The organism is Mesorhizobium sp. M7A.F.Ca.AU.001.01.1.1 (assembly GCF_004022735.1).
GTDB lineage: Bacteria > Pseudomonadota > Alphaproteobacteria > Rhizobiales > Rhizobiaceae > Mesorhizobium > Mesorhizobium ciceri.
Genome location: NZ_RZPF01001015.1, coordinates 1 through 1,624, shown reverse-complemented (window position 1 = coordinate 1,624; position 1,624 = coordinate 1). Strand labels below are relative to the sequence as shown.

1 protein-coding gene and 2 pseudogenes are annotated in these 1,624 nt (G+C 65.3%); 2 read left to right on the top strand and 1 reads right to left on the bottom strand.

What is annotated here, in order from left to right:
• Together EN884_RS35255 and EN884_RS35250 are read left to right on the top strand one after the other, a co-directional pair.
• Nucleotides 1-185, top strand: a pseudogene (locus tag EN884_RS35255) (carbohydrate kinase); the annotation flags it as partial.
• 74 nt (nt 186-259) lie between these two features.
• Nucleotides 260-1,176, top strand: a pseudogene (locus tag EN884_RS35250) (pseudouridine-5'-phosphate glycosidase).
• Between the two features lie 69 nt (nt 1,177-1,245).
• Here EN884_RS35250 and EN884_RS35245 read toward each other — a convergent pair.
• On the bottom strand, nt 1,246-1,569 hold the full coding sequence (locus EN884_RS35245) for a TfoX/Sxy family protein (RefSeq protein ID WP_063167810.1): 324 nt from the start codon (nt 1,567-1,569) through the stop codon (nt 1,246-1,248).
• Between the last annotated feature and the right edge of the window lie 55 nt (nt 1,570-1,624).

Sequence of the window (1,624 nt, the reverse complement as noted above, 5' to 3'; positions counted from 1 at the left end):
GTGATGCGCTGGCAGGCGCAACGGTCGCTGCCTTGCTGCGCGGACTGCCGTTGCGGGCAGCTCTGCGCGAAGGCATTGCCGGGGCGACGCTTGCCATCGAAAGCGCCGCCGCCGTTCCGGAGTTCACCGCGGCGAGCTTCGCGGAAGCGTTGGCTCTTGTGCCGGATGCCAGGGAAATGGCATGAGACCGGCGAATTCATAGTGCCGCGATGTTGCCGAGCGTCCGACGGACGCGCCGCATTCCGGATAGGAGACCTTGATGACCCCTGAGACCGCCCGCCCCTTCATCGACATCCACGCGCCGGTGGCGCAGGCCCTGGCCGACGGCCGGCCGGTGGTGGTGCTGGAAAGCACCATCATCACCCATGGCATGCCCTACCCCGACAATGGCGCCATGGCGGCCGATGTCGAAAAGATCATCAGCGATGGCGGCGCCGTGCCGGCGACGATCGCCGTGGTTGGCGGCCGCATCAAGATCGGGCTTTCGGACGGCGAGCGCGAATCGCTGGCGATGACGGGCGACGCGATGAAGCTGTCGCGCGCCGATCTCGGTTTTGCCGTGGCGCAAGGGCGCACCGGCGGCACCACGGTCGCCGCCACGATGATCGCGGCGCATATGGTCGGCATAAAAGTGTTTGCCACCGGCGGCATCGGCGGCGTGCACAAGGGCGCCGAAAAGAGCTTTGACATTTCCGCCGATCTCGACGAGCTGGCGCGCACCCCGGTGATTGTCGTCTCGGCCGGCGCCAAGGCGATCCTCGACATCGAAAAGACGCTGGAAGTGCTGGAGACGCGCGGCGTGCCGGTGATCGGCCATGGCTGCGAGACGATGCCGGCCTTCTGGTCAGGCAATCGCCGTTCCGCGCGCCGCTGACCTTGCACGAGCCGGAAGAGATCGCGCATTTCTACCAGACGAGGGCAGCACTTGGGCTTGCTGGCGGCATGCTGATTGCCAATCCTGTGCCGGAAAACCAGGAAATCCCGGCTGCGGAGATGGCGGGCTATATCGACGCCGCGCAGAAGGCCGCCGAGGCACAACATGTCACCGGCAAGGCAGTGACGCCATTCCTGCTGGGAAAGATCCTCGAACTGACCGGCGGCAGGAGCCTGAAGACCAACATCGCGCTGGTGGAAAACAATGCAAGGTTGGCGGCGAGGATAGCCAGGGCATTGTAGGGCACGGCCTCCAAGGTCGGCGGGACAGAGGGGGGTGCTGTCCCTCCGCTGTGCCAAGAAGGGTGGCATTCACTTCCCCGCCCGCCGCCCCGCCTCATACGCCCGGCGTGCCCAGGCCGCCATCTCCTCGGGATCATCGAAAGCGCTGTCGGGAACGCTCCAGTAGGGCATGGCGACCAGCTTGCCGTGGCGCGAGCCGGTATAGGTCCATTGCGTGCAGCCGGCGGCCTCGAACTCGGGCGCGCTTTGCTCGTCGGCTTTCAGCATCAATTCGCCACGCAACACGATGGCGACGATGACGCCGTCGAAATAGATGCCCTTGCCGCCGAACAGTTTGCGGATGCTGACAGGGCCGAGACCCTCGAACAGTTCGGCGATGCGTTCATTGTCCATGCCGCGATCATGTCACCGGCATCTGGCCTTGTCATCGCCGCAACCAAAATCATGC

Coding starts and splice junctions, on each gene's coding strand:
- EN884_RS35245 (WP_063167810.1), bottom strand. CDS start 1,569: ATGGACAATGAACGCATCGCCGAACTGTTCGAGGGTCTCGGCCCTGTC.